At 61.0% G+C, this 24,127-nt stretch carries 15 protein-coding genes; 5 read left to right on the forward strand and 10 right to left on the reverse strand.

The window, feature by feature from the left end; all coding sequences use genetic code 11:
* Positions 1 to 34 precede the first annotated feature (34 nt).
* The 7 genes from VI340_RS16145 to VI340_RS16175 form a co-directional block, all read right to left on the reverse strand.
* The gene (locus VI340_RS16145) at positions 35 to 1,027 is read right to left on the reverse strand and encodes a DUF3592 domain-containing protein (protein WP_336358744.1); all 993 of its coding nucleotides are present in this window, start codon (positions 1,025 to 1,027) and stop codon (positions 35 to 37) included.
* 104 nt (positions 1,028 to 1,131) lie between these two features.
* Complete coding sequence (locus VI340_RS16150) at positions 1,132 to 2,757, reverse strand: hydantoinase B/oxoprolinase family protein (protein ID WP_336358745.1); 1,626 nt, start codon at positions 2,755 to 2,757, stop codon at positions 1,132 to 1,134.
* Complete coding sequence (locus VI340_RS16155; protein ID WP_336358746.1) at positions 2,754 to 4,748, reverse strand: hydantoinase/oxoprolinase family protein; 1,995 nt, start codon at positions 4,746 to 4,748, stop codon at positions 2,754 to 2,756. Before VI340_RS16155 ends, VI340_RS16150 begins: the two co-directional genes overlap by 4 nt.
* The gene (locus tag VI340_RS16160) at positions 4,749 to 5,957 is read right to left on the reverse strand and encodes an Nramp family divalent metal transporter (protein WP_008311755.1); all 1,209 of its coding nucleotides are present in this window, start codon (positions 5,955 to 5,957) and stop codon (positions 4,749 to 4,751) included.
* A 180-nt stretch (positions 5,958 to 6,137) separates the two neighbouring features.
* Positions 6,138 to 6,683: a ribbon-helix-helix protein, CopG family gene (locus VI340_RS16165; protein ID WP_008311757.1), complete on the reverse strand. Its 546-nt coding sequence runs from the start codon at positions 6,681 to 6,683 to the stop codon at positions 6,138 to 6,140.
* A 101-nt stretch (positions 6,684 to 6,784) separates the two neighbouring features.
* Positions 6,785 to 8,038, reverse strand: a complete 1,254-nt coding sequence (locus VI340_RS16170) for a Glu/Leu/Phe/Val family dehydrogenase (protein ID WP_049943018.1) — start codon at positions 8,036 to 8,038, stop codon at positions 6,785 to 6,787.
* 120 nt (positions 8,039 to 8,158) lie between these two features.
* The gene (locus VI340_RS16175) at positions 8,159 to 8,464 is read right to left on the reverse strand and encodes a hypothetical protein (protein ID WP_049943019.1); all 306 of its coding nucleotides are present in this window, start codon (positions 8,462 to 8,464) and stop codon (positions 8,159 to 8,161) included.
* A 331-nt stretch (positions 8,465 to 8,795) separates the two neighbouring features.
* Between VI340_RS16175 and VI340_RS16180 the strand changes: the two genes are divergently transcribed.
* The 3 genes from VI340_RS16180 (at position 8,796) to gdhB (ending at position 13,231) form a co-directional block, all read left to right on the forward strand.
* Entirely contained in the window at positions 8,796 to 11,663 is a 2,868-nt protein-coding gene (locus VI340_RS16180; RefSeq protein ID WP_336358747.1) for a bacterio-opsin activator domain-containing protein, read from the forward strand.
* A gap of 126 nt (positions 11,664 to 11,789) precedes the next feature.
* The gene (locus VI340_RS16185; protein WP_005533309.1) at positions 11,790 to 11,933 is read left to right on the forward strand and encodes a rubrerythrin-like domain-containing protein; all 144 of its coding nucleotides are present in this window, start codon (positions 11,790 to 11,792) and stop codon (positions 11,931 to 11,933) included.
* 2 nt (positions 11,934 to 11,935) lie between these two features.
* Positions 11,936 to 13,231: a glutamate dehydrogenase GdhB gene (gdhB, locus tag VI340_RS16190; RefSeq protein WP_008311769.1), complete on the forward strand. Its 1,296-nt coding sequence runs from the start codon at positions 11,936 to 11,938 to the stop codon at positions 13,229 to 13,231.
* Positions 13,232 to 13,301: 70 nt separating this feature from the next.
* On the opposite strand, the gene VI340_RS16195 is transcribed toward gdhB, so the two are convergent.
* Complete coding sequence (locus tag VI340_RS16195; RefSeq protein WP_336358748.1) at positions 13,302 to 17,201, reverse strand: PAS domain-containing protein; 3,900 nt, start codon at positions 17,199 to 17,201, stop codon at positions 13,302 to 13,304.
* 243 nt (positions 17,202 to 17,444) lie between these two features.
* Between VI340_RS16195 and VI340_RS16200 the strand changes: the two genes are divergently transcribed.
* A complete protein-coding gene (locus VI340_RS16200) occupies positions 17,445 to 19,391 on the forward strand; it encodes a hybrid sensor histidine kinase/response regulator (protein WP_336358749.1) in 1,947 nt (648 codons plus the stop codon).
* Between the two features lie 1,683 nt (positions 19,392 to 21,074).
* Here VI340_RS16200 and VI340_RS16205 read toward each other — a convergent pair.
* Positions 21,075 to 22,337 carry an ABC transporter substrate-binding protein gene (locus tag VI340_RS16205; protein WP_336358750.1) on the reverse strand — a complete coding sequence of 421 codons (1,263 nt, stop codon included), beginning with the start codon at positions 22,335 to 22,337 and terminating at the stop codon, positions 21,075 to 21,077.
* Between the two features lie 160 nt (positions 22,338 to 22,497).
* Here VI340_RS16205 and VI340_RS16210 point away from each other — a divergent pair, with 160 nt between their 5' ends.
* A complete protein-coding gene (locus tag VI340_RS16210; protein WP_336330155.1) occupies positions 22,498 to 23,607 on the forward strand; it encodes a guanosine monophosphate reductase in 1,110 nt (369 codons plus the stop codon).
* Between the two features lie 61 nt (positions 23,608 to 23,668).
* Here the strand turns inward: VI340_RS16210 and VI340_RS16215 are convergent, their stop codons facing one another.
* Positions 23,669 to 24,043 carry an SHOCT domain-containing protein gene (locus VI340_RS16215; RefSeq protein WP_008311777.1) on the reverse strand — a complete coding sequence of 125 codons (375 nt, stop codon included), beginning with the start codon at positions 24,041 to 24,043 and terminating at the stop codon, positions 23,669 to 23,671.
* Positions 24,044 to 24,127: the final 84 nt, after the last annotated feature.

Raw genomic sequence — 24,127 nt, forward strand, 5'->3', positions numbered from 1 at the left:
CGACTCGGCGATACGTCCGACCTCGGGTGCCTATTCAGCTTGCAGTGTAGAGGAGATACGCCAGCGTCGCCGTCATCCCGGCAACAATCAGTAACACCCATCCAGTCAGCCGGACACGGTGTCCGTACTCACCCAAATCACCGTCGTCGGTTCCGAGTATCGTGACAAGCCGACTCGGGTGTCTGAACGGACTCGGTGGTTTTGGGTCAGGAAGTCGCCGGCGGAGCTGCCGGTACTCGGTGAACGACCAGACGCCGTACAGACACAGTGAGATGATCATCCCGACCCAGAAGCTGAACCCCACGAGCATCGGGAGCCCGACCGGTCCCAGAAGTTCTGCCTGAATCGCCTGTGGCGAGCCGCCGAAGTCACCGGTGGTGTTCAACAGGCCGAAAACTAACACGACCAGCGAGAGCCAGAAACCGATGAAACAGACACCGAGTCCCTGTTTCGATAGCCGGTGGATTGTCTCGCCGTGGCTGTCAACCCACGTCTCGCGTGGCGCTGGCTGCACCTCGCTTGCCGGACGGAGCTCCTGTTGGCCCGGGTTCTTCGCCCCCAGCCCGGCCAGCACCCCGATAACGGAGAGGAAACCGCCGGCGGCGATGGCTTGCAGCGGCCACGGCGTCCGCTCTCGAATCAGGAACGCGTCGTCCGGGTCGGCTGGTGAAACGTACGCGCGGGCCGTCGTACCCGGCTCGTAGGACTCGACCACCGACTCCGCCCTCGACCGGTCGGAGTAGGTCCGTACGCCCGTACTCGGGAACACCTGCTCGCTGGTGTACGTCTCCCCCTGATACTGGTACGTGTAGCGTATCTCCGGCTCGTAGTCGATTCCACGTCCGCCGTCCATTCGATCGACACTGGAGTCGGTGATGGTTGCCTGCACGGGGACGACGTTGTCGACCGCCTGTGACTGCTGGACGTAGTCGTACCCTCCGAAGCCGAGAAGCCCAACGGCGAGGAGCAACAGAAGCGCACTCCTCTGTGAGAGGTGGAGGGTCGTGATTCCGAGCGGGACCTTCATCTCAGTACACAGTATCGTGTTGCCCTCGTATGAGAGTCACGCTCGAAACAGAACGCTTCATGGCTCGGTCGCACTTTATCTGGGGCAACCGAACCCGCACGTCATCAGTCGTCTACCTTTCCGTCGCGTCGGTCACGGTCCCTGGCTTCCGGGTCCCGCTCTGCCGGCTCACCGTGCCCGCCACCACCGGGCGTTCGGACGGAGACGGTCGTCCCGGCCGCGACGTCAACGGAGGCCTTCGCGGGGACCGGCTCGCCGTCGACCAGATTCTCCCCTGTCGCGCCGTCTTCGCCGCCGTCGATTCCAGCGGGGGCCGTCCGCCGGCGCTCCGTCAGTAGGGACACGGTGGCGTCTGTCTCGACGGTGACGGTTCGTTCGAGGCCCAGGCCGCCACGGTATCGGCCGTCGCCGCCGCTCGACGGACGCAGCGCGTACCGCTCGACCCGGAGCGGATACTCGGTCTCCATCGCTTCGACGGGCGTGTTGAGCGTGTTCGTCATTCCGACCTGCACGCCGTCCATCCCGTCCTTTTCGGGCCGGGCACCGAACCCGCCGCCGATCGTCTCGTAATACGTGAAATCGCCGGTTCGGTCGCCGATGATGAGGTTGTTCATCGTTCCCTGCCCACCGGCGGGAACCCTGTCGGGGACGGCCGTGGCGAGCGCCGCCAGCGTGACATCCATGACGCGCTGGCTCGTCTCGACGTTGCCACCGACGACCGCTGCTGGCGCGTCCGGGTTGAGCACTGACCCTTCGGGTGCGGACACGGACACCGGCTCGTAACAGCCGTGGTTCGGCGGAATCTCCGGGTCGGTGATCGCTCGGACGACGAAGTAGACCGCGCTCTTCGCGACCGAAAGCGGCGCGTTCAGGTTGCCTGTCACCTGCTCGGCAGTCCCGGCGAAGTCGACAGCTATCGAGGCCCCATCGATGGTGACGGCCACCTCGATCGGGATGTCATCGTCGGTCACGCCGTCGCCTTCGAGGATATCCTGCGCTCGATACGTTCCGTCCGGGAGCCCGTCGAGTTCAGCTTCGACCCGCTCGCGGGAGTAGTCGATAACGGCATCGAACGCGTCGAGCAGGGTCGGCCCGTGTTCCGCCAGCAGTTCACCGATGCGTTCCTCGGCCCGGGCGTTCGCGGCGCGCTGGGCTCGGAGGTCCGCCTCGCGCTCGTCTGGCGTCCGGACGTTGGCACGGATGAGGTCGTGGACCGCATCGTTGGGTTCGCCGCCGTCGACGAGGCGAACCGCCGGCAGTCGAAGTCCTTCCTCGTAGATCTCCTGTGCGCCCGGTGGCATACTCCCCGGCGAACTCCCGCCCACGTCGGCGTGGTGGGCTCGCGAGACTGCGTACCCGATGATCTCGTCGTTGGGCGCAATCGTCGAGACGAGCGTGATGTCCGGGAGGTGTGTCCCGCCCGCGAACGGGTCGTTGACGATGAACACGTCGCCCGGCTTCGGGTCCTTCTGGAGGACGATATCCACCGCATCGGGCATCGCGCCGAGGTGGACCGGGATGTGTTCGGCCTGCGCGACCATCCGACCGGACGCGTCAAAGAGCGCCGTCGAACAGTCCTGTCGCTCCTTGATGTTCGGGGAGTACGCCCCGCGGATGAGCACATGTCCCATCTCGGTTGCAACGCTCTCCAGTTGGTTCCTGAGGATCTCCAGCGTTACGGGGTCGATCACCTCCTGTTCGTCACTCGGTGTGGTAGCTTCGTCGTTCATTCGTCGCTCACCTCTGCTGTCAGCGTCCCGTCATCGCGAACCCGGACGTTCCAGGCCGGTGGGATGACGATTGTGCTCTCATCGCCCTCGACAATCGCGGGGCCGTCGATTTCGTCCTGTGGTGGCAGTTTCGTTCGCTCGTAAACCGGGGTTTCGCGGACATCGCCGGCGAACACCGCCTCGCGGGACCCCTTCCGTGGGTCGCCACCGGCATCGTACTCGACCGGCGGCGCGTTCCGTTCGACGGTCGTCGTCACGCGACAGTTCACCAGTTCGACGGACTCGCCCGCTCGATAGCCGTACGCGGACTCGTGGGCTGCGCCGAAGCGCTCGCGGGCGTCCGCGGTGTCGAACGGCCGGTCGACGTCCACGGTGAGTTCGAAGCTCTGGCCGGCGTACCGGAGGTCAGCGGAGTGTCGCACTGTCGCCGCCTCGCGGTCGCTGACTTCAGCCAGCAGTTCTTCGGATAATTCTTCGTAGACGGCGTCGACATCGTCGGGGTCGACCGCGTCGAGTGACCGCTGATACGTCCGCACCGCGTCGCGCTTCTCGTCGGCTGCGAGCAGGCCGTAAGCCGATAACACGCCTGAAGCGCGTGGAATCACCACCCGGTCGATATCGAGGCTGTCCGCGATGGACGCCGCGTGCATCGGCCCGGCACCCCCGAACGCAGCGAGCCCGAACTTCCGCGGGTCGTACCCGCGCTCGACGGTCACAGAGCGGATCGCCCTGGTCATGTTCGCGTTCGCGACGCGATAGACGCCACGGGCGGCTTCCAGTGGGCTGTCGAGACCCGCCTCGTCGGCGAGGTTCGCAAGCGTGTTGTACGCCGCATCCGCATCGAGCGACAGTTCGCCACCCAGACTGGTGCTTTCTCCGATGTAGCCCAGCACGAGGTTCGCGTCGGTGACGGTCGGCTCAGTGCCGCCCTTCCCGTAGCAGGCCGGGCCGGGGTTCGCTCCGGCGGAGCGTGGCCCGATGCGGAGTGCGCCCCCGGCGTCGACCCAGGCGGTGGACCCGCCACCTGCGCCGACTGTCTCGACGTCGACCATCGGCGTCTTGATCGGCCGCTCGTTGATGACGCCCTCCGTGGTCCGTTCGGCCTCGCCGTCGCGGACGAGACTCACGTCGCTAGAGGTCCCGCCCATATCGAACGTGACCAGCCCGTCCTGTTCGTCGGCCGCCATCGACCCTGCCCCCACGACGCCGGCGGCAGGGCCCGAGAGAACCGTCGTCACGGCGTTCCGCCTGACGGTATCGGCGTCGGTGATGCCGCCGTTGGCCTGCATGATACGGGGCTGTGGGACTCCAAGCTCCCGAGTACGGTCGGTGAGGTGACTGACGTAGTGGTCGATCGCCGGCCGTACGTACGCGTCGACGGCCGTCGTCGAGGTTCGTTCGTACTCGCGGAACTCGGCGAGGACTTCGTGGGAAGCCGAGACCGGAACGTCGAGTTCGTCCCGCAGGATGTCTGCGACGTGCTGTTCGTTTTCGGGGTGCGCGTACGCGTGCAGCAGCGAGACGGCGACGGATTCGACATCTATCTCGCGTAACTGCGCGGCGATTGCCCGGACTTCGGCCTCGTCGACGGGCTGTTCGATACCGTCGGTGGTCGTCCGTTCGGACACTTCGAAGCGTCGGCGTCTGGGAACCAGCGGTGTCGGCTTTTCCGCGGACAGGTCGTACAGCGACGGGCGGTCCTGACGGCCGATTTCCAGCACGTCCCGGAACCCTTCGGTCGTGACGAGCGCGGTCTTTGCGCCGTCCTCTTCGAGGAGTGCGTTGACCGAGACGGTCATCGCGTGAGAGAACTCGGTCACGCTCTCCGGGTCGATGTCGGCCGCTTCGCAGGCCTTCTCGATCCCGGCGATTACGCCCTCGCTCTGGTCTTCGGTGCTCGGGACTTTCGCGGTCACGAGCGTGCCGTCGAGTGCCAGCGTCACGTCGGTGAAGGTTCCACCGACGTCGACACCGATTCTCCGATCTCCCATCTACAGTACCCCCGCGACGCTGAGCAGCGTCCGAACCCCGAGCCACACGACGATGAGCGTCACGATAGCGCCGAGGGCGTTCGCTATCGACCCGTTCGTGTACTCACCGAGGAGGTCCCGCTGGTTCATCGCGTATATCAGGAACACCGCGACGATCGGCAATAAAATCCCGTTGACCACCTGTGCGAACACGATGATCTGGACGGGACTGCCACCCAGCAACACCGAAAGCACTCCGACACCGAGGATGGTCCCCCAGACGGCACGGAACTGTGTGCTCTGCATATCTGAATCCCAGCCTAACGCACCTGTGGTCGCCCACGCGCCCGCAAGCGGTGCTGTCGTTGCGCTCGTGAACCCAGCGGCGAAGATGCCGATGCTGAAGAACAGTTCGGCGTACGGCCCGGCGATGGGTCGGAGCTGTTCGGCCATCCGGCCGATATCGCTGATCTGCGTTCCGGGCTCGAACGCTGCGGCCGCGGTCACCATGATCGTAATCGTGATGACGCCGCCTGCGACGATAGACAGCACCGTGTCGATACGCGAGTGGCCGATATCCTCGGGACCGCTCCACCGCTCCTGAACGTTACTCGCGTGCAGGAACAGGTTGTACCCGACGATGGTCGTGCCGATGAGGCCGGTGATGAGGTACAGCGACCCCGAGGGGATACCGGGGACGAACCCCATCGCAATCGCACCGGGATCGGGACCGATGAGGATCGCCGACGCCACGAACGAGACCGCCATCACGGCGACCAGCCCAATGAGCGCTCGTTCGATCAGCTTATAGCGCCCAGTGTAGAGCAGGAGTCCGGCGACGAGTCCCATCACGACGCCCCACACCGTCGAGTCGATACCCGTGATTGTCGCGAGCCCTGCGGCACCGCCGAGGATGTTTCCGGCCTCGTAGGCGGCGGTCCCGACGCCGATCGCGCCGACAACGAGGAACATACTCACGTATTCGACGATCTGATTGTCGAACCGCTCCCGGAGTGCTTCACCGAGTCCTTCGCCCGAGACGAGGCCCAGTCGGGCACTCATCTCCTGGAGAACGATCGTCGCAACGATCGAGAAGACCATTGTCCACAGAAGCGCGTAGCCGAACTCCGCCCCGGTGACGCTCGCAGTCGTGACCGTGCCTGGGCCGATGAACGCGGCGGCGACCATCGCTCCCGGGCCGACGGCTTTGAGTCGTTTTGTAATGCTCATGATTGTTGGTTTTGATAGCCACTGTCACGGTCCCAGCAGGTAATCAAAAACATTGTTAAGACCTGTGTGTGACCGGAACATCGGTCGTATGAACTCTGTGTACGCGTCACTAGATGTGTGAACAAGTATGCAACATCCACCACCGGATTCGAGTCGGTTTGCGTCCCGGGCGGGGGGTATTCACGGTTCCCGCTCTCGCAACAGTACTTTCGAAACGCTCTCTTCGATTTCGATTTCGAACGGGAGGTCGGTGATGCTACCGCGGATGAACCGGATCATCAACCATCGCACCGACTCGGATGGGAAAACAACGTGGAAACTCCCTTTTTCGTCCCGTCGAACGGTCAGGAACCCACACAGCGAGAGCCATTCGAGAACGTCTTCGAGCGAATCGAACCGCTCGGCGTACTCCTGGGCGTGGTATTGGGCTACCTGATCGATCATTTCGAGAACCCCCTCGTCACGTTGTGCTGGATCACTAAACTGGCTCAGGAGTGCGTGCAGCAAGTCGATGTCCAGAAGCACATGTTCGCCCGTCGAGAGCATCTCGTAGTACGTCTGGAGGTGGTCGCTGTCGCTCGCGTGCGCCGAGTCGAAGTTCGCCGCGTAGAACGCGATTGCCTCGCGGATCAGTTGGCTTTGACTTTCCCCAGTTCGGTCGGTCAGCCCCTCTAACGTCTCCTTGGTCTCCTCGTCGAGAGAGACGGTGACGCGGTCGGTTGGCATAGTGCCCCTCGTCGCTGGACGGCCTTAATATCGTGTCGTTTGGTGACAGAGCGCTCTCGGACCCGTCAGCGACGCGTGACTGGCCGTGGTCTGGGACTCGCCTATGGCCAGGTGCCGCTCTGCTCGCCGGCGTTCATGACCCGCTGGAGTGCGACGACGTACGCGGCGGTCCGGAGCGACGGGAGGTTCCGTTCCTCGTAGGCGTCGACGAGGTTCCCGAACTGCTCGACGATAATCGAATCCAGTTCCTCGTTCACGCGCTCTTCGGACCAGTAGAAGCGCTGTCGGTTCTGGACCCACTCGAAGTACGACACGATGACGCCGCCTGCGTTCGCGAGGATATCTGGAATGACCAGCGTCTCGCGGTCGCTGAGAACGTCGTCCGCTGCGGGGGTAATCGGGCCGTTGGCGGCCTCAGAGATGACATCGGCGGAGATGTCATGTGCCAGGGACTCGTCGATGGCGTTCTCGAGTGCGGCCGGGATCAACAGGTCGACGTCGAGCGTGAGCAGTTCCTCGTTCGTGAGTTCCTCCGCTGCGTCCGGATAGCCGACGACGCTCCCGGTTTCGCGTTTGTAGTCCTTGACTGCGACGGGGTCGAACGACGCTTCGCTGTAGATAGCCCCGCTCGAATCGGACACGGCGACGACGTTGGCACCCATCTGGTGAATGAGTTTCGCCGCGATCCAGCCGGCGTTCCCGTAGCCCTGGACCGCGACCGTCGCGCCTTCGAGGTCCTTGTCGAGATACTCGAAGGCTTCACGCGCTGCGACGACCGTCGAACGCCCGGTCGCTTCGACGCGGCCTTCGCTGCCACCGCTTGCGAGGTCCTTCCCGGTGATGACGCCGGGTTCGGTCGTGTTTTCGAGTGTCTCGTAGGTGTCCTTGATCCAGTTCATCTCGCGCTGGCCCGTGTTGACGTCAGGTGCGGGCACGTCGCGGTCGGCCCCAATCAGTGGCGTCAGTTCCTTCGCGAACGAGCGCGTGACCCGTTCGAGTTCGCTCTCGGAATAGTTGCTCGGGTCGATGACGATGCCGCCTTTCCCGCCGCCGAGCGGGATATCGCCCGTCGCCGTCTTGTAGACCATCCACCCGGAGAGCGCCTTGACCTCGTCCCGGTCCACCTGCGGGTGATAGCGGATTCCGCCCTTGTACGGGCCGCGGTCACCGTTGAACTGTGACCGGTACGCACGGAACACCTCGACCGACCCGTCGTCCATCTCGACAGACAGGTTCGTTTCCAGTATCCGCTCGGGAGTTTTCAGCCGTTCCAGCTGTCCCTCTGAAATGTCTAAATATTGTGCTGCTGCATCTATCTGTGTCCGTAGACTCTGGTACGGATTTACATCAGACATATATCCACGGGATTCATCGAGATACCAAAAGCTATCTATTTCTACCAGGAAAATTACTATATCATTCGATATAGTAGGAACTAAAAGAGGGGCTTACAACCGCGCTTGAATCCGAATCTCTTATCCTATCTTCACATTCTTATCAAATTCTGACACAACTACGTTTCCTGTATTGTCCGTCACCCGAACAGCGGTGTTCGTATCGAGTGCCACAGCATCCGCAACCTGTTCCGTTCCACGTACTGGAACGTCGACCCGGTCGACGTCCGGGATCAGACAGTCACGACGTTCGGCACGTTCGAGCAGGACGTCTCCGCTGGGGAAGTGCCAGACCCGCGTCACGGAACGGAACACTGGCATCGACGTCGGCGCTTCGACGTGCCTGATAGCTCTCTTCTCCGTCAAGCGACGTTGTACATCCATCATAGCTGAGCTGAATCGGCGGGAGCTATTGTCTCGCGACTGCCCGAACGACGGGCAGGGACCGACCGTGTCGGCGTCTGTGTGATGTCCGTCATGTGTCTCCCCGAGTACCGGCCGTCGACCGATGGCACTCTATCGGAACGACCGCGGGAATAAGCAAATACTAAATTGTTTAGCAACGAAGTCCACCAGACACCAGGTGTTTACTATTGAACCCACCATACAGAACACGGCAACCGAAACACCCCGTTCCCGACGGGTGGCGACAACTCGAACGAGCGGCCACGCGTGGCGCCACCGGTCACAGTGATAGCTTTGTGCCCGGGAGACGCAGATGAGCGTCAGCGAGACGCCCCTCGATACGGCCCGGGTTCTCGTTGTCGGTTCGACGGCCTGGACCGAGCCGTTCACAGCGGCTCTCAGCGCCAGCACCGAGGCCGCTGTTCGCACCGTTGCGACGACATCGGACGCCCTGGATACCGTTCGGGAGCGCTCGGTCGACTGTCTCGTCACGGGCGAGACACTCGACGACGGGAGTGGCACTGATCTGGTCCGACAGCTCCGGGATTCGGCTCCGGACCTCCCGGTTGTCCTCGGAACCACGGACGGCAGCGAGGCCCTGGCGAGCGAGGCAATCCAGGCCGGCGTTTCCGACTACGTCCCACTGACCGGAGCAGACGGCCTGCGAATAGACGAGTTAGTTGAGCGAACTGGGAACGCGCTCCAGTCCGCTCGGCGAGCGATCACACAGCGCGAACGGGCGCGGCAGTTCGACGCCGTCTTTCACGACACACAGACGGCCACCTGGGTCCTCGACCCGGATGGCTCGCTCGCCCGTGTGAATCAGACGGGACGGGCGATGATTGACGAGGCAGTTGACGGGGTCATTGGTGATCTGTTCTGGACGCTGCCGTGGTGGGCACAGTCCGAGGCGACCGAACGCGACATCCGGCAGCTCGTGGAGGCCGCACGCGACGGGCAGTTCGGTAACGCAGTCGTTCACCGGCCGACCACGGCCACGGACCGCGTTATCGAGCTTTCGGTTCGGCCGGTCGAGAACGACTTCGGCGACGTCACCTCGATCGTGATCGAAGGGATAGACATCACGGAGCAGGTCACCCTCGACCGTGACCTCCGCCAGTCCGAGGAACTCCACCGGGTCACGCTCAGCAACATGACCGACACCGTCCTCATGACGAACGAGGACGGGGAGTACACCTACGTCTGCCCGAACGTCCACTTCATCTTCGGCTACACCGACGACGAGATCCGCGAGCAGGAAACTATCGACACGCTCCTCGGCGAGGACCTGTTCGACCGTGCTGAACTCGCCGAGAAGGGCGTGCTCAAGAACATCGAGTGTACCGTCACCGACAAAGCCGGCCACGAGCACACGCTGCTGGTCAACGTCCGCGAAGTCGCGATTCAGGGCGGGACACTGCTGTACAGCTGCCGGGACATCACGAAACGGAAACAGCGCGAGGAAGCGCTGGCGACGCTGCAGGAAACCGCACGGAAGTTCCTCTACACGGAGACCGATCAGGAGATCGCCCACCACATCGTCGACGACGTGCTCAGTGTGTTCGACGTCTCCGCGAGTGCCATCTACCTGCACGACGTCGAGACGAACGAACTCCAGCCTGTCACACAGTCACAGGCGATGACCGACCACCACGGGCCGCTGCCGGCCGTCCGCACGAACGACGACACGCTTCCGAGCCACAGCTTCGTCAACGATGAGACACTCGTGTTCGACGACGTCCACACGTCGGACCGACTGGAAAACCGGGCGACCGACCTCCGGAGCGTCATGTTCATTCCGCTGGGCAACCACGGCGTGTTCGTCAGCGGCTCGACAGCCGTCGGGGTGTTCGACGACGTGACACAGGAACTCACCGACCTGCTCGCAGCGACCGCCGAGGCTGCTCTCGACCGAGTCGTCCGAGAATCTCAGCTCCGGGAACAGGACCGTGAACTCCAGCGACAGAACGAGCAACTGACCGCCCTGAATCACATCAACAACACGATTCGGGAGATAGACCAGACGATCGTCAGCGCCGAAACTCAGGAAGAGATCAACCACACTGTCTGCGAACGGCTGACTGACACGGACCGATTCAAGTTCGCGTGGATCGGGAGCGTCGATCCGGGCGGTAATACCGTCGAACCGCGAGCGTGGGCCGGCAACGAACAGGGGTATCTCGACAGTCAATCAATCGCCGTCGCGGACTCCGAGACCGAGCCCGCCGGCCAGACGGCTGCGACCGGTGAAGTGACGATGATCCCTAACGTCGCCGCCGACCTCCGGAACGCGCCGTGGCGGTCGGACGCGCTCACGCGCGACTTCCTCTCGGTGTTGAGCATCCCGCTGGTGTACAACGATCTCAGGCACGGCATTCTCACCATCTACGCGGACACGAAAGACGCGTTCGACGAGACAACGCGCACAGTGTTGCGCGAACTCGGCGAGACGATCGCCTCGGCACTCAGCGCCATCGAACGGAAACACGCGTTGCTCACGACGTCGGTGACCCGCGTCGAGTTTGGCATCGATGACGAGCGGTTCCTCCTGTCGCGACTCGCCCGGTCGGCGGGGTGTACCCTCTCCTACGAGGGCGGCATCCAGCACGCGCCGGCTGGTAACAGCGTGTTCGTCACGGTCGAAGACGCTGACGTGGAAACGGTCGCGGCGGCTGCGGCGGAGATGACGTCGATTGACGACGTGACACAGATCAGTGACGACGACACCGAGCGCGGCGTCCTGCGGCTGGAGTTGTCACAGCCGTTCCTCGCCTTAGAACTGGCCGACCACGGTGCTATCTTCCGGGAAGCGACCGCCGATCCGGACGGGACGACACTCGTCGTCGATGTGCCACAGAGCGTCGACGTTCGAAACATCGCACAGTTGGTCGACAGCACGTTCTCCGGCGTCGAACTCAAGCGCAAGGAGACGCTCGAACGGGGTATCGAGCAGGACCGGAGTTCGGAGTTCCTCATGGACCTCACGGAGCGCCAGCTAGAAGTGATTCAGACCGCCTATTACAGCGGCTACTTCGAGTCACCGCGCACGAAGTCCGGCGAGGACATCGCGACGATGCTTGAAATCTCTCCGCCGGCGTTCTACCAGCACGTCCGGACTGTCCAGCGGAAGCTGTTCACCACATTGTTCGAAGACCGGAGTGTCTCGGGTCTGGAGTCGTGAACGGGGTTCAATAATAAACAACCTAATCAACTCCTGCTTCTTTGTTTAACCTCTGAATATTCCTTTGATGTCCTTCTATTCCTTAATCGAGTACTGACGGTCGGACACCGTCACTCGTGAATACACATGAGAGATGTAGAGCAAGACCACGACGAGGAGACACCGTACGAGTGCTTTGCGTGTGGCAAAGTCATCACTGCAGAGAGCCAACCGGAGAACTGTCAGGACTGTGGCGGTGAAATGCGAAACCGACTGACACCGCTGGAATAACGATGGGATCGGAACTGAGCTCCGCTTCTCCTTCGGAAGACTCGCCGACGCCGCCCGAGCCAGAATCAGCGCTCGAAACAGCCCGTCTACAACTCCACCGAGCCGCGGACCACCTCGATATCGACCCGAACATCGTCGAGCGACTGAACCACCCGCGAAACGTCCACGAAGTCACCGTTCCGATTGAGCGCGACGATGGCACAGTCGACGTGTTCACTGGATATCGAGCCCAGCACGATAGCGTCAGGGGACCGTACAAAGGCGGGCTTCGCTATCACCCCGACGTGACGAGGGACGAATGCGTCGGCCTCGGGATCTGGATGACCTGGAAATGCGCGGTGATGGACCTCCCCTTCGGCGGCGCGAAAGGCGGTATCGCGGTCAATCCGAAAACGCTGAGCCGAGACGAAAAAGAACGGCTCACCCGCCGGTTCGCACAGGAACTCCGCAAAGTCATCGGCCCGAATCTGGACATTCCCGCCCCGGACATGGGAACGGACCCACAGACGATGGCCTGGCTGATGGACGCCTACTCCATGCAGGAAGGCGAGACAATTCCCGGTGTTGTCACTGGGAAGCCCCCGATTGTCGGTGGGAGCGAAGGGCGTGAAGACGCGCCCGGTCGGAGCGTCGCGATTATCACACAGTTGGTCTGTGAGTACTACGACCAGCCGCTGTCAGAGACCACGGTCGCAGTACAGGGCTACGGCAGTGTCGGTGCGAACGCAGCACGGTTACTCGACGAACGGGGCGCGACTGTCGTCGCGATCAGCGACGTGAACGGAGCAATGTACGACCCCGCCGGAATCGATACGGCGTCAGTACCGTCACACGACGAGGAACCGGAAGCAGTCACCGAGTACGCCGACACCGTGATTTCCAACGACGAGCTGCTGACGCTGGACGTCGACGTCCTCATCCCGGCCGCACTCGGGAACGTCATCACCGAGGCCAACGCGGACGACATCGCCGCGGATTTCGTCGTGGAAGGGGCAAACGGCCCGACCACGTCCACCGCTGACTCCATCCTCGCTGACCGAGATGTCATGGTGATTCCGGATATCCTGGCGAACGCCGGTGGCGTCACGGTGAGCTACTTCGAGTGGCTACAGGACATCAACCGTCGGTCGTGGTCACTCGAGCGCGTGAACGACGAACTCGACGAAGAGATGCGGGCGGCCTGGGACGCCGTCCGGACGGAGTTCGAAAACCGCGACATTACGTGGCGCGATGCGGCGTACATCGTCGCCCTGTCCCGTATCGCGGAGGCCCACGAAGCGCGTGGGCTCTGGCCGTAGCACTGGTTCTGTCGGTTCCATCACGGGTTCCACCACTGTCGATGCCGAGAAACCACGACCACCGCTTCCCTCAGTAGCGGAACTCGAACTGTGCCCCGCCAGCAGTGCTCTCCGTCACACGGACGGTCCAGCCGTGCGCTTTGGCGATGTCCTCTACGATAGAGAGTCCGAAGCCAGTGCCTCCTTTGGTAGACGTCACGCCGTGTTCCAGTACTTCCTCACGCTTTGCCGGCGGAATCCCGTCGCCGTCGTCCGCGACGTAGAACCCGTCACTGCCGTCTAACTGCCCGACGGTGACGGTGACGGCGTCCCCACCATGCTCGATAGCGTTCCTGAAGAGGTTCTCGAACAGTTGTGTCAACCGGCCGGCGTCACCAGCCACTGTCGGGACCGCTTCAGCAACTGTCAGCGTTGCGTCAGCGGTGTCGACGTATCCCCACGCCTCCGTGGTCACGGTTTTGAGATCGATTTGCTTCGTGTCCGTAACTGTGCTCTCGCCGCGTGCCAGCGTCAGGAGGTCGTCGATCAACTGCTCCATGCGGTCGTGTGCCGCCTCGATACGCTCTAGGTAACTGAGGTCGCCTGTCTCCTCGACGATGTCGAGAAACCCGATGGCGATGGACAGCGGGTTCCGGAGGTCGTGGGCGACGACACTGGCAAATTCGTCGAGCCGCTCGTTCTGCCGCTGCAGTTCGGTTTCCCGGCTTGCGCGTGTGAATGCCGCCTCGACAGTCGCACCCAGTATCTGGAACAGGTCCACGTCTGTATCAGAGAACGTCTGTTCCTGGGTCGTTCCGACGCCGATAAGCCCAAACTCGCCCAGAGGCACGAACAGGCCGCTCCTGAGTTGTGCGTCGGCCTTGCCGAGTGTTACTTCGGACTGGAGATCGTCGTATTTACGCAACTCCGACGCCTCGAACGCCTCCCACGCAAGCGCCTCTCCGGACTCCAGCCGCGGGAGCTCACCGAGCAGTTCTCTCGTGGCCGCACTCGCCGTCAGCGGGACGAGCTCGTCGGCTTGGTTGGCAGACTCCCAGATCCCGGTGAGCTCGAACCCGAGAATATCGACGACAGCCTCGACAGCGATGTCGCCGATTTCAGCACTCGACTGTGCGCCACTGAGCCGCTGCGCAGTCGCCTGCAGTGATCGGAGCTTCGACTCTAACTGCTTCTGGTCAGTGATATCCTCCAGAACGGCCAGTATGCTCGTTATCTCCCCATCCGGAGCAGTGATGGGGGCAACCGACAGGAGTAGATCCAGTACCTCACCACCTTTCGTTTCCCGGCGTATCTCCTTGCCGCGAATCGGCTCGCCGCTCAGTGCGCGCTGTCGGTGGGACTCGAATTCAGCCTGCTGCTCGTCCGGGACCATCGGATTGAACTCGCCGAGCACCTCCTCCCGTGACCAGCCGAACATGTTCTCGGCCCCGTCGTTCCAGCGGATGACAGTTCCGTCCGTGTCGATTTCCATGACGGTGAGTGGCGTCGCCTCGATGAGTGATTCGAGTCGCTGGTTCGTCGTTTCGAGTTCGCGTTCCCGCTCGACCTGTTCGGTTACGTTGCGGGCGATGCCGACGATTCGGACGATTTCGTCTTCGAGGATGACCGGCGCGAGGCTCGTATCCCAGAACCGTGCGTCGTCAGCGATGTCCAACTCTTCCTGATACGAGATTGGCTCACGCTGTTCGACACAGCGAGTGTAGTTCGCTGCGAGTTCGGCCCCGCGCTCGGCACCGAATACTTCCCGTGGTGTCTGGCCACGAACTTCGTCGGTAGTGAGTCCGGTCTGTGACTCGTAGCCGGGACTGAGTCGAGCAAACTCGAACGCTAGCTCGTCACCGGCTGTATCGACATCGAGCATGAATATGGCGTCACCGGAGGTGTTGAGCAGTGCCTCGTACTCTTCGGCAAGCTCTCGGTGTGCGCGCTCCTCGGCTTTTCGCTCCGTGATATCCTGAAATACGCCCCGAAGCAACGGTTCGTCGTCCTCTGTGTCGTCGACGCGCTCTCCCCACGCCCGCACATCGCGCACGTCACCGCCAGTCCGGACGATTCGGAGATCGAGATCGTACGGTTCTCGGTCCGCAATTGCCCGCTCGACAGCCCGCGTAATCGTCTCCCTGTCGTCAGGATGGTAGAACTCGATCGCGTCGTCGAGCACCGGGTCGTAATCGTCGTCAACACCGTGAATCCGACGGACCCCGTCAGACCAGTCGAGGGTGCCAGCCGACGGGAAGTACTCCCAGACTCCGATGTCTGCGATGTCCTGCACGCGTTCGAACAGGAACTCCTGGCGCTGGAGGTCGGCGTGGTCCCGCCCCCGCGAAATCTCGGCACTCACGAGCTCTGAGAGCAGTTTCACGAACGTTCGCTCTAGCGCTCCGAAGGGCTCGACTCGCGTCGTCGGACTCGAAAAATTGACCGTCCCGTACCGGGTCCCGTTGACGACGAGTGGCACGCCGATGTACGACTCTAACTCGAACTCACGATATGCCGGGTGGGTTTCTCTCCCATCGGCAACTGCGTCTGCGAACGAACAGACCGAGTCTGTCCCGATAACTGCCTCGCAGTACGTCGATTCGAGATCGAACTGATCTCCGGGTTCGATTTCGTCGTCTGGTGCGTGCGCTGCCGTAACGGTGTAATCGTCGCCCTGAACGCGTGAGACGATTCCGATTTCGAGACCGAGCGTTCGACACCCCAGTTCGAGCAGTTCCTGGAGGCGCGTCTCGGCCGAGACATCACTCTTTGCCATGACGGTCTGGAGTTCCCGGAGCGCGTCACGCTCGCGCTCCAACTGTCGCTTGACGTCGCTTTGTTCCGTGATGTCCCGAGCAACGACGAGCACCTGACGGCTCTCGTTGCTCCGGAACGGCGTAACGCGGACGTCAAACGTCCGCTTGTCGCCCCCGGTCGTGATATCGAGTTGCAGGTCCGCGTCGTACAATCCCGTGACGCCTCCGTCGCCTTCTATGTCATTGAGCGTCGAGCGGACCGCAGATGTAAACTGCTCTGTATCAGACGTAGAAATACGGTTGCCCACAACTGTCTCCAACTGCTGCCCTGCGATCTGCGTTGACTGGTCCCCGGTGAGCAGCCGTTTCGAAGCCGCATTCGCGAATTCGATCGTCCCCGCATCGTCGAGGACGAACACGGCGTCGTGGATGGTTTCGAGGATTGTCTCACTGCGCTCCAGTTCCAACTCTCGCTCCCGCTCGGCCGTTGTTTCGCGTGAAAAGACGGTGAGACCGTCATCGTCCGGGAACACTCGAACTTCGACCCAGTAATCGAACGGCTCGCCAAGGTACTGTTCGAACGACACCGGTTCCCCGGTCTCCATCGCGGTTCGGTATTTGTCTTCGAGTTCCGTCCCAACAATCGAGGGGAACTCTTCCCAGATACTGGCACCGATGATAGCATCGGGGTCGCGGTCGACACGCCTGGCCATCTTCTCGTTTATGTATTCGATACGCCACTCGTCGCCGACGGCGTAGATCCCGTCAGTTGCCCGTTCCAGCGTTCGCTGGAAGCGGTCGGACAGTCGTTCGGCGACCGCTTGTTTACGAGCGGCTTCGACGAGCGTCTGTATGCGGCGCCCGAGCAACTCGAAACTGTTCTCGCCCGCATGGATCGGAATGTAATCGGAGACGCCCGCCTGCGTTGCCTCGCTCGCGATTCGCTCGCTTCCCCGGCCAGTGAATAGTATTGTCGGTATTTCGTATTGTTCAGCTTGGAGCCGATCTAAGAGATCAATTCCCGTCCCGTCCGGCAGCGAGTACGACGTGACTACACAATCGACAGTCGAAGTCACAAGCAAGTCGAGCGCAGCCTCCACAGCCCCGACAGCTGTGACTTCAAAGCCCGATGAGATATTCACGAGTTTCGTCTCCGCCAACTCAGCAAAGTCACTATCGTCGTTTACATACAGAACGTGAATACAATCGGACGTCTCACTACCTGTATAAGCCATTATTACACCTACGCAGCGCGCTTTTAAGAATCGAGCGCACCCGTTCTTATCTATGATATCCTGAGTCCGATCCAGCCGGCTTTCTGATGCAGATCCCAATCAGATTTTAGGTGGCACGGATGCCATCTATTCGTTCACCGGGCACTCACAAATCGGGCACCGCCGGTATCGGAGTATATATTCTGAGATTTGGGTCCGCAACTTTATGAACCGAAATTAGGTAGATTCGATATTGTGCCAGAGATGTCGAGTATTGCTGTGCTGCATGTCGATGATGAACCGAATTTTTTAGATGTAGCAACCGAAATACTCGAACAGCAATCCAGTAAACTCAACGTTATAACTGCCGCAAGTGCTGCTGAAGCGCTCGACTGCCTTGCTACAACTCGCGTTGACTGTCTTATCAGCGACTACCGAATGCCCGGGAAAGACGGTATTGAACTCCTCAAAGCTGTCCGTGAGGAGTTCCCTGATCTCCCGTTTATCCTCTTCACCGGGGAGGGAAGCGAAGCGGTCGCTAGCGACGCCATCGCCGCCGGTGCAACCGATTATCTCCGGAAAGGGCACGGTACGGAACGATACGAACTCCTCGCAAACCGTATCGAAAACGCCGTCGAACAGTACCGCACCAATCAGCGTGCTGCTGAACTTGAGCGGGTTCGCGCGCTCGTCAGTAGCATCGACCAGGCGCTCATCCGAGCGAGTTCGCTATCGGAAATCAAAACCCGTGTCTGTGAGATCATTAGCGACTCCGAACCCTACCGTTTCGCATGGATCGGCGAGCGGGATCCTGACACAGACCGAATCGAGCCACAGGCCTGGGCCGGCGTCGAGGACGAGTCCCTCGATACTATTGTTGTCACTGCGGACGACTCCCCCACCGGACGAGGTCCCGCGGGCACGGCCGTTCGAGAACGACGTATTGCGACGTCACAGAATATTCAAGATGATCCGGCGTTCGAGGTCTGGCGAGAGGAGGCACTCGACCGCGGCTATCGAAGCACCGCTGCGGTTCCGCTGGAATACAATAGCACTCTGTACGGTCTCCTGTGCGTCTATTCGTCCCGTTCGTTTGCCTTTAGTGAGGACGAACAGGCGTTACTCGACGAACTCGGGGATAGCATCTCGCACGCCATGCACTCGCTGAAGATTCGAGACGAACTGCGCGCAGAGCGGACCTTTATCGACCAGGCACTCGATTCACTTGCAGATATATTCTACGTGCTCGATTCTGCGGGCAAAATCCAGCGCTGTAATGAACAATTCGCAACGGTGTCCGGACACACTGACGAGCAAATCACGAATCTCGACGCGAGCAGTCTTTTTCCGGAAGACGAACGGGACGCAGTCGCCGAGGCAATCGAGGAGGCGCTCACAACGGGGCACTCAACCATCGAAGCGGACTTCCTTACTGGATCGGGGAAGCGTATTCCCCACGAGTTCACCGGTGACCGCTTGACTAATCAGGACGGTAACCTGATAGGGCTTGTCGGTACCGGTCGAAATATATCCGAACGGAAAAAGCGTGAACGGGAACTGCAGGATCAAAAAGAACAGCTAGAGCAGTTTGCCGCTACTGTCAGCCACGACCTGCGGAACCCGCTAAACGTCATCCGAGGTCGGCTGGATCTCGTTCAGGAAACGCATTCGAGCGATCACCTTGCTGTGATCGAGACAGCGACTGAACGGATGGAACGCATTGTAGAGGACCTCCTCTGGCTAGCGCGGGAGCAACGGGAAATCGGGTCACTGGAACCTGTTGCCATCGAAGCCGCCGCAGAGGCGGCGTGGCAGCTTGTATCTGATCCGGCAGATGAGGCCGAACTGCACTGCGATTGCGAGGCCGATACCCAGCCACTGATAAAAGCGGATACCGACCAATTCCAGCACCTGCTGGAAAATCTGTTCAGGAATACGATCGATCACGCTGGCCTGGATGTCACTGTCGTTGTCGGCGGTATCTTCGATGACACCAACGGATTCTACATCGAAGACGACGGCCCCGGAATCCCCGTCGAGGACCGCGAAAAGGTGTTTGAGGCTGGCTACTCGACTTCCGAATCGGGGACTGGTCTGGGCCTCAACATCGTCAGACGAGTCACTGACGCACATGGCTGGGATATTCGCGTAACCGAGAGCTCGATGGGTGGGACACGATTTGAGATTACTGGCCTCGAAATCATCGAATGACTCACTGTTTCGAATCGGCACCGGGCTCCTTGCAGTCTGGACGACTCCCATCGACTATGTCTCTTGCCTCGGTAAAGCTGGATCTGGTTTATTACTTCACGCCCAATGATGCTGAGACGATTTGCCTTCGGGTTATTTGGAATCTGGAAAACCACAGGAATTAGCACAGATGCAAGTATCCAATCGCATATGTCCTCCAGTCCCTCCCGACAAAGCTGGATACACCCCGAGTACGTCGCGACCGTAGTCGGTGTCCTCGCTACCGCCGCATTAGTGTTCTATAGCGCAATCGCTCAATCCGGTCCGACAGTCGAGGAAATCATATTCGTAGTGCTTACGATCACAGTGCCGACTACTGCTGCATACGAACTCGCTCGTCGATGGCAGTGAGTGTCCCTGATACTGTCCATTGTAACTATTTCAAGATATTTGCCACCCCGAGGTGGCGAAATGCTTCACAGACTTACAGCCGACAGTATGAGTGCCAGCCCGACTAGCAGTGGGTTACCTGTCGGGTCCGATCTGTACTTGACCCCACGACACATGGGCAGTGGGTAGTTTCCGTCGTGTGATCTCCGTTAACACGGCCAGTGCCGTGGTCCTCCGCAACGCCACAGCCAGCAACCGCCGGTCGCTATCGGTGATTGTAACGGCTCCTCCCTGGCTGTGTGTGGGGTATCGTCCACCTCTCGATGCCGCGATTGCGGAAGCTCAGTCATCGCAGAGCTAATGAAATGGGATAAAACGTCACAACGATTTTTTATGCCAAGTACATGCCATTCGATAGGGTTCTGGTCCCCGCATCCGCTCCCCCATTGAATCCGATCACGTTCGTCAAACGGTCCGGGTCTAGAACCTGTCGTCGTGGTTGACGACTCCAAATGGTGCCGTTGCACGCCACTCCCCCCGGCTGCCCACCATTCCTTTGCTGCTGGAACGCAGATGTGTCTCGCGCGTGGTTGAATAGTTAGTGAGAAATGAGTGGCTTGCGATAAAACCAACAGACGGCGTGGGGATTTCACAAACGCTTTATATACACTCGTATCGGTGCTAGGTGGGTTCTGGGCCCTGTCCAATCGCGTTGGATTCGCCCACACGATTGCTTCGGGCTGGAATCCGTTGTCGAAACCGACGACTTCCAATGGTACGTTGCACCCCATTTCTCCCACCCCCATAGCAACGTACCATTCTTTCGTGTGATTGACTGAGTTGTGCGTCCCGTGGACGACTGTATTGCGTGGAATTCCCACTCTGTTAGGAGTTACCACAAAAATATGCTGAACGGCGCATTACACCGACACGGGTTCTGGTCCCCGTTTTGGGCCCCTTCCTCCTTTGAGCCACTTCCCCCAACCCATACCTCGGGTCCAGAACCCACCGTGCCTCTGACTGCAGTGGGTGGCACACAAGGTGCCCATTGCCACCCGCCGTCAGCTTTCCCGCAGGAGCCCAAAACCCGTTTGGCCGTACTTGCGTACGAAAGCGTGAAACTGCTATCTCTGTCGTGGCCGCTACCGATGGTAGGTAACTGCTCGCAGAAGCGTGTGCCGCGTCAGTCAGCGCACTGTTTCAGCACCGCTGAGCAGGTGGTGACAGCCTCAACAGGAACGTCCCGCTCGTCAGTTGCGTACCCACGATTACTGTTTTTGAGCAGCGACAGCAACGGTGCAACACGTTACTCCGTCACTGTGAGTCGGTACCTCCGCTCGATTCGGCGAGGATGTCGGCGAGTTCATCGCGGTCGAACAGCTGTTCGCCCTCGGGAATGGCCGGGAGCTCGCCGGCGGTGATCTCGCCCGGCCACTCCCCGAACTCGTCGGGATAGAGCTGTTTTCCAAGCATCTCCGTCTGGAAGAGATTGATGATCGGGCCCTGATAGGCTGACCCGCCGACGTACAGTTCGTCCTCCTGGACGGCGGTGAGTTCCTGCCCTAGCGAACTGTCGCGCATCCCCTCGACCGTCTTTCTCAGCGCATCCTCGCCGTTCCAGTCGCGGTAATTGACGCCGAAGTGGAACACCAGCACGTCGGGATCGATGTCGAGGAGCGCCTCGTAGTCGACCTGAATCCCGGACTGACCACCGTACTCGCCCTCGAACGCGTCGACAACGCCGAGATCTCTGTACTGTTTTTTCCCGTATGCCTTGTCGATCTCAGTTCTGGGGTTGTAGGCACGGAAGAACCCCTCGTTGCCGGGGTTTATCTGTGCGTTGAGCAATCCGACGGTCGGACGGTCGGACACCGGCGGAACGCGCGACCGCATCTCCTGTAGGGCCTGCTCGTAGAGAGTGTTGATAGCAGCGGCTGTCTCGGACTTTCCGAGCAGTGCCCCGTACCTGCTGACGAATTCGGGGATATCGTAGTAGGGATAGGACTCACCACCGGGCCAGGTGGGCCAGTCGTCGCCGCGCTTGCGGCGGCTGGCGTTCCCAAAGAACGGCCCAATCGAATCGTTGATTTCGGAGATATCGCCCTCGTCAACACCGTAGTACGAAATGAACCGGTTCGGGTCAGTAGCGAACAGGTCCGGGTCGAGTTCGTAGAGCACCTCCGTTCGGAGCGACCAGTCGTCTGTCCGGACCAACTCCAGTGAGTCGGGATCAGGTACGTCTACGCCGGGAAGCTGGTCGTAAAACCCGGTAAACCAGAACTGGTTCCCTTCGGCGGCGATGAGTTTGTCGGCCTCCCCCAGTGCAGTCAGGATGTCCTCCTCGAATCCCCACCCGCCGACGATAGTTTCCGGGCTCGACTCGAGTCTGAGTTCGCCGACCGGTGCCATCGTCCCTGAAAAAGACCGGTCGGGTCCTGCCTTGGTTTCCCCCGACTCGGTGGCCTCACTCGAAACCCCAGAACAACCCGCGAGCGAGCCAGCGGTCAGCAGCGTGGCCCCGTACTTTACGCACTCTCTCCGCGTCGGCCACGTTTCGTCCGGATCTGTCTTCGCCATAGATTTTAGCCCAGCCTAAAGTAACAAATAGCCTTCGATTTTTAGCCCGGCCTAAAAACCACAGCAACCGAGCCACGCGGAACGAGTCGTGGCCGCGCACCCGGTGGGGCATCTCTAATCCGAGTTGCTTTTGTGCTAGGAGGGGCTCGATTAGCGGGGTATGAACGACTTACGCACTGGATTGAGTTACGGCGACGTTCTTCTCGTCCCGAAGCGGTCACCGGTCGACAGTCGGAGCGACATCGACCTCTCGACACCCCTTACTCCGACCGTTGAACTGAACACACCGCTCGTCTCCGCCGCGATGGACACCGTCACGGAGGCAGACCTGGCAATCGAACTCGCGCGTTCGGGCGGGTTCGGGGTCCTGCACCGGTTCCTTACGCCCGAAGAACAGGCCGAGCAGGTAAAGCAGGTGAAAGCAGCGGACGAACAGGTCGGTGCGGCCGTCGGCATCAACGAAGATTACGTCGCACGGAGCGCTTCCGTGATTGGGGCCGGTGTCGATGCGCTCGTCGTCGACGTGGCCCACGGTCACCTCGACCGGACGCTCGATGCCGTCGAAACCCTCGCCGACGAATTCCCCGACACCGACATCATCGCCGGCAACGTCGCGACGCCCGCGGGCGTCGAAGACCTCGCCGCCGCCGGGGCCGACTGTGTCAAAGTCGGCATCGGGCCCGGATCACACTGCACCACCCGGAAAGTGGCGGGTGCCGGCGTCCCCCAGCTAACCGCCGTCGATGACTGTGCCACAGCCGCCGAGGACCTCGACGTCACTATCTGCGCGGACGGCGGGATTCGCACGTCCGGTGACGCGGTGAAGGCTTTGATGGCCGGGGCAGATACCGTGATGCTCGGGAGCCTCTTTGCCGGCACGGAGGAGGCCCCTGGTGCGGTCGTCGAAGTCGATGGCACGCGGTACAAGCGATCACGAGGGATGGCGACCACCGCCGCGGCCGAGGACCGTGATGACAAACAGAACAACGTCAGCGCCGACGAGGGAGTCGAAGCGCTGACACCGTACAAAGGCTCTGTCGGTGCCGTGGCCGAGGAGTTCTGTGCCGGCATCCGTTCCGGGCTCTCCTACTGTGGCGGGCACACCATCGCTGCGGCCCGCGACAAGGCGGAGTTCATCCGTGTCGCCCAGAGCGCGAAAGAACGCGAGGGGTTCCACACAGACCACGACTGGGAAGGGGTCAACGTGGAGAGTGAAGCGACGCAGGTCCGCGACGCCGGCACCGAAGCAACTGTCGACAGCGACGACTGAACTGATAGCAACGACTGGACAGGCTAGCTGCCTATCGAGGGCATCAAAAAGAGACGGTAAATCACTCCGTATCGCGTTCGAGTGTCGCCCGTCGCTGTTCGTATTCCTCGTCAGTCAGCTCTCCGCGGGCGTAGGCGAGCTTGAGTTCTTCGAACGCTTGGTCCGTGTCATTCTCACTGCCGACTACGGCCCTGTAAACGAGGTAACCACCGCCGATAATGGCGGCTAGGAACAGGAGTCGCATCACGATTCCGACGACGAACATCCAGCCCGGCATCGTTCCGCCGCCCCACATTCCACTGCCCCACATACCGCCCATCATCGGCCCGAACCCCATCATCCCGAAGCCCATGAAGACCATCGGAACGATGACAAAGGCACCAATGATGAGGAGCAGGATCGTGACCAGCCGTGTGTCGTCCGTAGTTTCAGGCATATATGTTCACTCCGTGGGTTCGCCTCTACTGTTACGTACGTGGTCATAGTTCAATGCGGTTGCGCCTTAGATTCATATGAATCC

This window comes from Haloarcula sp. CGMCC 1.6347 (assembly GCF_037078395.1).
Taxonomy (GTDB): Archaea; Halobacteriota; Halobacteria; order Halobacteriales; family Haloarculaceae; genus Haloarcula; species Haloarcula amylolytica.